Here is an 8,030-nt window from a genome sequence, read left to right as displayed (position 1 = left end):
TGCGTGGCTGGCCGAGAGGGGGATTTCCACTGGTTGGACGGAGGCCGATGGCACGAGGACTTTCCACCCGGTGGAGTCGATCAGCCGGTCCGCGATGGCTGCCTTCCTCTATCGGATGAGCGGCACGGCAGATTACGCTCCGCCGGCTACGTCGCCCTTCACCGATGTGCAGCCGGGCCAGCAGTTCTACAAGGAGATTTCCTGGCTGGCTGAGCAGGGTATTTCCACGGGCTGGAAGGAGGCAGACGGCACTTCGACCTTCCGGGGGGAGGAACCGATCAGCCGCTCGGCGATGGCAGCCTTCCTGTATCGGAACAGCGGCACGACGGATTATGCCGCCCCGTCCGAATCACCCTTCGCTGACGTGATTCCCGGCCAGCAGTTCTACAAGGAAATCGCCTGGCTCGCGGAGCAGGACATTTCCACTGGCTGGAAGGAGCCTGACGGCACGTCAACCTTCCGCGGGGAGCAGTCGATCAACCGCGATGCGATGGCGGCATTCCTCTACCGGATGAACCACCCGATTTCCGGCTAGGAACAGGAACCACCAGCAGCAAGGGGCAGGCTCCGGATCACTCCGGGGCCTGCCCCTTGCCCTTCTTTGAGTACTCGAAACTACTACCTGCACTACTTGCTTGCTTCGACCGGCAGCGAGCGGAATTACTTGGTTTTTAAGCCGAGTACTCGATCAAGTAGTGCCTCAGCGACAACTGAGTACGTGTCTTCTCCCGCTTGGAAAAGTCAGGTATCGGCGACCCTTGTTGGTCACTTTTCACCATGTCACGGTGGTTCTGGAAAGCCGGAAGAACAGCATCTCCGCTGGTTCATCCGACCGAAAGACCCGAGGCCTGACTCTCGGGCCGGGGGACAATGGAGGCAATCGTGGGGAATACTCCTGCAGCACAAGGGCAAATTTCGGTTCGTCTGTTTGGCACATTCGAAGTGCGGCGCGACGGCGTCACACTCTCCGCTGCTGACATGGGCGGCTGCAAACCACGCCACATCCTTGAAATTCTGCTTTTGAACCTGGGTACCCCGGTTTCAAAGAACCGCATCATCGATACCCTTTGGGGGCCCGCCGCCGGCCAGGGGACAGTGGCGACACTCGAAAGTTACATCAGCGGCATTCGCCGCGCCATCCAGCCCGGCAATACCAAGAACGGTCCGCTTCGGACAGCCAACGGCGGCTACGTCCTGGACCCGGCGTTAGTGGATCTCGACCTGGCCCGTTTCCGTCATCTGGTCGACGAGGCAGATCTCGCCTCCCCTCCGGACGCCTACGACATGTTGACGCAGGCGCTTGAACTGTCTGCCGACCCGTTGCTCGGTTCCGAACTGGCATCCGACTGGGCGGACGTGGCTCGGGCGGGCCAGGAGGCTGAGAAGGTGGCGGCGCAGGTCAAAGCAGCAGAGGCAGCCGCCTCGTCCAGCAGGCCTTTGGATTCGATCCAATGGGCGGGGCGGGCCGTGGAGTCCGATCCCCTCAACGAGCGCGCCTGGACATTGCTCGTTACGGGCTACGAACAGCTCGGCCTGCCGGCAGAGGGGCTGTCAGCATACGCCCGCTGCCGGCAGGTGTTTGATCGGGAGCTTGGTTGCGGACCCGGACCGGCCCTGCAGGCCGCACACATCCGGCTCCTGCGCCAACAGGCCGAAGTAAACTCCGATTTGTCAGAAGTCATGGCAGCCCTCGTTTACCTCGGGGACAGCCTCCGCGGGCAGAGGAATACCTCCGGCCCCACTGCCGACCAGGGCTTCACGCGGGAAAACGCGGGGCAGATTGTTGCCTCTTTCCTTCGTCGGGCACGCGTCGCTGTCTGAGTCCAGGCAGCCGTCCAAACGGGCAGCAGCCCCATAGCTCAGCCATCGCTGTAGGCTAGGAATACCCGGGATTCTCATGAATTCCGGGTATTCGCATTGCCTGCCCTCGCTGAACACCCACAGGAGCTTCTGCCATGAGCCTTCCCGGCCCGTCCACCGCCGGCCAATCCACCGCAGGCCGGTCGCTGGACGGACTGCGCCGCGCCCTCGCCCCGGACCAGACCTTTGCCCGCGTCCGGGCCGAGGCTGCCCGTGGCTTCGACGTCCGGGGCCAGGATTACCAGATCAGTGCACCGGCCGGGCTCCGTCCGGTGCTCCTCGCCGAGATGGCGGACGGCATCGCGGCCGCTGCCGCAGGGGTTAGGGTCGACGGGCACGACGGCGCCGGGCCGGGCGTGGTGCTGGCTGTCACCGCAACCGGCCGGGAGGCAGAGGACCTGACCGCCGCGTTGCGGGCCTACCTCCCCGCCGAGGCCGTGGCGGAGTTCCCCAGCTGGGAAACACTCCCGCATGAACGGCTCTCCCCGCGCTCGGACACCGTGGGCCGCCGTCTCTCCGTACTGCGCCGCCTCGCGCACCCGGAAACCTCGACGGCGGGACCGCTCCGTGTGGTGGTGGCGCCCGTCCGTGCCGTGGTCCAGCCTGTGGTTGCCGGTTTGGGGGAGCTGGTTCCGGTCACGCTGAAGGTAGGCCAGGAGATGCCGTTCACCGAGGTGGTGCGGAACCTGGCAGACGCCGCGTACGCCCGGGTAGACATGGTGACGCACCGCGGCGAGTTTGCGGTCCGCGGCGGCATCATCGACGTCTTTCCGCCCACGGAGGACCACCCCATCCGGGTTGAATTCTTCGGCGACGAAGTGGACCAGATGCGCTGGTTCGCCGTCGCCGACCAGCGCTCGCTGTCCTCGCCGGGACTTCACCATCCCACCGAGCTGCACGCCCCGCCGTGCCGCGAAATCCTCATCACGCCATCCGTGATGTCGCGGGCAGCCACCCTGAAGTCCCAGCTTCCGGCAGCGGCGGACATGCTGGAAAAGATCGCCGGCGGCATCACCGTGGAGGGCATGGAATCCCTGGCCCCTGTGCTGGTGGACTCGATGGTTCCTTTTGTGGAGCAATTGCCTGCAGGCTCCATTTCGGTGGTCATCGAGCCGGAGAAGGTCCGTACCCGTGCCCATGACCTCGCCGCCACCAATGAGGAATTCCTCGAGGCTGCCTGGTCCACTGCCTCCGACGGCGGCGCTGCCCCGCTGGATCTGAGCTCGCAGGCAAGTGCCGCCCTCCATTCCGCCAGCTTCCGGTCGCTGGCCGAAACGCGCAGCTCCTCGCTGGAGCACGGAATTTCCTGGTGGTCCATCACGTCCCTCAGCCAGGACGAAGAACTGCTGCCCGAGATCGATGTCCTGAACCTCCACGCGCGGGAACCGCGGGGCTACCAGGGCGACGTGGCGGAAATGATGGACTTCATCGGGTCCCACGTCCGCGACCAGTGGCGGATTGTTGTTGCCACGGAAGGTCCCGGGCCTGCCCAGCGGCTGGCCGAGTTGTTCCACGAAAACGACATCCCGTGTGCCCGGGTGGACAGCCTGGACCACGAGCCCCAGGCGGGCATCATCGAAGTGACCACGGCCGCCGTCGGACGCGGCTTTGTCCTGGACGGCCTCAAACTCGGCCTGCTGACGGAGGCTGACCTGCTGGGGCGGACCTCCGCAGGATCCACCAAGGACATGCGCCGGATGCCGTCCAAGCGGCGCAACGCAGTGGACCCGCTGCAGCTCGTGGCGGGCGACCATGTAGTCCACGAGCAGCACGGCATTGGCAAGTTTGTCGAGCTGATCCAGCGAAAGGTCGCCGGCGGCGGCGACGGCGTGCGTGAGTACCTGGTCCTGGAGTATGCGCCGTCAAAGCGCGGCGCCCCGGGGGACCGGCTGTTCGTCCCTACGGACCAGCTGGACCAGGTGACCCGCTACGTGGGCGGCGACACTCCCGTCCTGAGCAAGATGGGTGGCGCCGACTGGGCGAGCACCAAGTCCAAGGCCAGGAAAGCCGTCAAGGAGATCGCCGGTGAGCTCATCCGGTTGTACTCCGCCCGGATGGCCTCCCGCGGCCACGCCTTCGGCCCCGACACCCCGTGGCAGCGTGAACTGGAGGAAGCGTTCCCCTACGTGGAGACGCCAGACCAGCTCACCACCATCAACGAGGTCAAGGCGGACATGGAGCGTGAGATCCCGATGGACCGGCTGGTTTCCGGGGATGTGGGCTATGGCAAGACGGAGATTGCCGTGCGGGCCGCCTTCAAGGCCGTGCAGGACGGCAAGCAGGTGGCGGTTCTGGTGCCTACTACGCTGTTGGCCCAGCAGCACTACGAAACGTTCACCGAGCGGTTCTCCGGCTTCCCCCTGCGCGTGAAGCCCTTGTCCCGCTTCCAGGCGGGCAAGGAAGCCAAGGAGACGGCGGAGGGCGTCAAGAACGGGACGGTCGACGTGGTCATCGGCACCCACCGGCTGCTGTCCAAGGACTTTGAGTTCAAGGACCTGGGCCTGGTGATCGTGGACGAGGAGCAGCGCTTCGGCGTGGAGCACAAGGAAGCGCTCAAGAAGATGCGCACCAACGTGGACGTGCTGGCCATGAGTGCAACCCCCATTCCGCGCACGCTGGAGATGTCCCTTACCGGCATCCGCGAGACGTCAACCCTGGCCACCCCGCCGGAGGAACGGCATCCGGTCCTGACCTATGTGGGCCCGTACACGGACAAGCAGACCTCCGCCGCCATCCGGCGCGAATTGATGCGCGAAGGCCAGGTCTTCTTCGTCCACAACCGGGTATCCACCATTGAACGCACCGCGGCGAAGATCCGCGAACTGGTGCCCGAGGCCCGCGTGGAGGTGGCGCACGGCAAAATGTCCGAGAGCCGCCTGGAGCAGATCATCGTGGACTTCTGGGAGAAGCGGTTTGACGTGCTGGTGTGCACCACCATCATCGAAACCGGCCTGGACATCTCCAACGCCAACACCCTGATCGTGGACGGCGCGGACAAGTACGGCCTGTCCCAGCTGCATCAGCTCCGCGGACGCGTTGGCCGTGGACGTGAGCGCGCCTACGCCTACTTCCTGTACCCCTCGGAGAAACCGCTGGGCGAGGTGGCACTCGAACGGCTCAAGGCCGTAGCCACGCACAACGAGCTCGGCGCAGGCATGCAGCTGGCCATGAAGGACCTGGAAATCCGCGGCGCCGGCAACCTGCTGGGCGGCGAGCAGTCCGGGCACATCCAGGGCGTCGGCTTCGACCTTTACATCCGTTTGGTGGGGGAAGCGGTGGCAGACTTCCGCGGCGAGGCCGAGGAGAAGGCCGCCGAAATGAAGATCGAACTCCCGGTCAACGCCCACCTTCCGCACGACTACGTGCCGGGAGAGCGGCTGCGCCTGGAGGCCTACCGCAAGCTCGCGTCCGCGCTCACCAACGAGGCCATCGACGAAGTCCTGGCTGAGCTCGTGGACCGGTACGGCGAGCCGCCGCTCCCGGCCCGGAACCTGGTGTCCGTGGCCCGCTTCCGCGTTGATGCCCGGCAAGCCGGCTTGTCCGATGTGGCCCTGCAGGGCAACTTCATCAAATTCTCGCCCGCCACCCTTCCGGAGTCCAAGGTCATGCGCCTGAACCGGATGTACCCTGGGTCCCAGTCCAAGCCCGCCCTTGATGCGGTGCTGATCCCCAAGCCGAAGACCGCGAGGATTGGCGGCCGGGACCTGCAGGACGCGGAAATCCTGGAATGGGCCAATGGCGTCATCCGGAACATCTTTTCTGACGCACCGCTGGCGGTGGGCTAGAACTTGATGGGAGGACACCACGCCGCCTCGGGAGCCGCGGCGTGGGTAGCTATTGCCTCAACGGGGCCGTACACGCTCGGTTGGTACCCGCTGGACGCTGCCGGGATCCTGATCGGCGGGATGGCGACGGCGGGAACCGCCTTGGTGTGCGACTGGGACCACCGGCACAGCACAGTGGCGAACTCCCTGCCCCCGCTGTCCAATGTGATCGCGGTCGGCATCGAAAATGCCAGTGGCGGGCACCGCCAGGGCACTCACTCCGTGCTCGGCGCAGCGTTCTTCGTGTTGCTGGCCACCCTGGCCGGGCAGGTCCAGCTGGAGACCGACTGGGGACTGCTGTCAGTGGGCGCAGGACTGCTGTGTATGTTCATGATCAACATCGCGGCCAAGGCCCTGAAGCTGTTTCCAAAGTCGGGCTTCATCTGCAACTGGATCTTCGCCCTGACCATGGCCGGGTTGGTGACCTGGTTCGCGCCGGACCAGTGGACATGGCTTCCGGTTTCTATGCTGACCGGTGTGGTGGTCCATATCGTGGGAGACCTGCTCACTACAGGCGGTGTCCCGCTGCTGTGGCCGATGGTCATCCGGCCGCCTAAGCTCCTGCGCAAGGTGCCGTTGCTGCGCCAGGTCTGGCGGCCCAATGGTGCCCTTTCACTGCCGTTGCTGGGCCGCGCGGGATCGAAGCGTGAATGGCTGCTGTTGATCCCCGTGAGCGCCTACGCGATGGTAGGGCTGTGCGTGGCGGGCTGGTCGTTGGCCGGCGAGAGCTGGCGGGCTGCCAGCTTCTTTCTCGGCGTGATCACCGGCATCGCCGCGGGGAACAGTCCGTCCTACTAACATCTTTCGCTGCAAAATCTCTTTTAACTTTGGCCCCAAGGGTTTCCCAAGATCGGCCGTCCATAGTTGGCACACGGGAAGCCGCAGGTGGAAGCGCTCCCGCCAATGGATGAGGAGATGGTTTCAAATGCATCACAACAAATTAAGCCGCGGTCCTGACCGGGGCAACCACCGGCGTTTGCTGGGGAAGGCAGCGGCAGGGCTGACTGCGGGGGCCATTCTGGCTTCGGTTATGTCGGTTCCCGCCGGCGCGGCACTTTCCGAAACGGGCCCGATCGACCCTAACCACGGCTATCCTGCCTGGTTCTCGGATGGAGGCAATGCTGCAGCGGGGCTGGATCCGCTGCAACCCGAACTGTGCCTCGATGGGCCGCTGTGCCTGGCTACCGACTTCCGCCCTAACCCTGCACAACCATTGTCCTTCCCGGACAACTTTCCGGATGAGGCTTTCTGGTGGGCAGGGGAGGCCGCAATCCAATCGGGAAACACCAGCGCACTGCTGGTGCTGGCCCAGGAGGCGGCTTTTGTCGACGAGCTACCCGTTGAGGGCGACCAGGTGGCATTCAGCCGGGTGCGCATCCGTGTTGACGGCCTGAGTGCGAACGCAAGTTACACCATCACGCATCCTTACGGCACGCTCACCCTGCCCTCTGATGCGGCAGGCACTATCAACTACACAGAAGACCACGGCTGCTTTGACACCCCGTGCAGTGAAGAAGGGTTCGCGCGCGCAGCAAATGGTACGGTTGGCCCGTTCCTGCGCTGGCCCTCCGGCGCACCCGAGGGTTATATCGGCGATCCCGGGGTGGAGCACGTGGTAGTGGGCAGCCCGACGGGGAACAACTTCTTCCAGGTAGAGGGGCCAGGCATCAGCCCTCTTCGGACAGACCTGTTCGCTATCCAGGGGAAACTTGCCGGGGTTTTCTCCGACATAGGCACAAACCATCAGTTTGCCGATGCAATTGCTTACGCCAAGAACGCGGGGATCACCACAGGCTACCCTGACGGGACGTTCCGGCCGCTGGGCTCTACCGAACGTGCTGCGATGGCCGCGTTCCTGTACCGCTACACCAACCAAAGCGATGCTACGTTCACCCCGCCGACGACGCCGTCGTTCACGGATGTGCCTACCAACCACCAGTTCTTCAAGGAGATTGAGTGGCTGAAGAGTTCAGGCATCACCACCGGAATGACTCCCACATTGTTCGCTCCCAACGATTCCGTAAGCCGCAAGGACATGGCTGCCTTCCTTTACCGGTTGTCAGGCGAGCCTGAATACACGCCGCCGGCTACGTCGCCATTCAACGATATGACTCCTGACAGCCAGTTCTTCAAGGAAGTCACATGGTTGCAGAGCCAGAACATCACGACAGGGTTCGATGACGGCGGCTACCACCCGTTCGAGAACGTGCACCGGCAGGCAACTGCGGCATTCCTGTACCGGATGGCCGGATCTCCCGCCGTATGACGGACGGGTAATCCTGCTGGCCTGCGCGGCAGTATTCCAGGTAAACCAGAAGACCCCCGGATTTATCCGGGGGTCTTCTG

General features: G+C 64.4%; 5 protein-coding genes. All 5 read left to right on the top strand.

Features of this window, described 5'->3' with window-relative positions; genetic code table 11:
* The coding region (locus AC5RWX_RS27725) for an S-layer homology domain-containing protein (protein ID WP_494099470.1) at nucleotides 1-535 on the top strand (535 nt) is incomplete at its 5' end.
* A gap of 347 nt (nucleotides 536-882) precedes the next feature.
* Nucleotides 883-1,821 (top strand): AfsR/SARP family transcriptional regulator, encoded by a 939-nt coding sequence (locus tag AC5RWX_RS27720; RefSeq protein ID WP_494099469.1) that lies wholly within the window; start codon nucleotides 883-885, stop codon nucleotides 1,819-1,821.
* Between the two features lie 134 nt (nucleotides 1,822-1,955).
* Entirely contained in the window at nucleotides 1,956-5,645 is a 3,690-nt protein-coding gene (gene mfd, locus AC5RWX_RS27715) for a transcription-repair coupling factor (protein WP_494099468.1), read from the top strand.
* A 6-nt stretch (nucleotides 5,646-5,651) separates the two neighbouring features.
* Nucleotides 5,652-6,482, top strand: a complete 831-nt coding sequence (locus AC5RWX_RS27710; RefSeq protein WP_494099467.1) for a metal-dependent hydrolase — start codon at nucleotides 5,652-5,654, stop codon at nucleotides 6,480-6,482.
* A gap of 415 nt (nucleotides 6,483-6,897) precedes the next feature.
* Nucleotides 6,898-7,950, top strand: coding sequence for an S-layer homology domain-containing protein (locus AC5RWX_RS27705; RefSeq protein ID WP_494099466.1), 1,053 nt, complete (start codon nucleotides 6,898-6,900; stop codon nucleotides 7,948-7,950).
* Nucleotides 7,951-8,030 lie beyond the last annotated feature (80 nt).

This window comes from Arthrobacter sp. SPT-J7 (genome assembly GCF_059089965.1).
This window is presented reverse-complemented; position numbering and strand designations above follow the sequence as displayed.

Bases quoted from the DNA above. Each gene is read 5' to 3' on its own strand.
- mfd (WP_494099468.1), top strand. From the start codon at position 1,956: ATGAGCCTTCCCGGCCCGTCCACCGCCGGCCAATCCACCGCAGGCCGG.
- AC5RWX_RS27710 (WP_494099467.1), top strand. From the start codon at position 5,652: ATGGGAGGACACCACGCCGCCTCGGGAGCCGCGGCGTGGGTAGCTATT.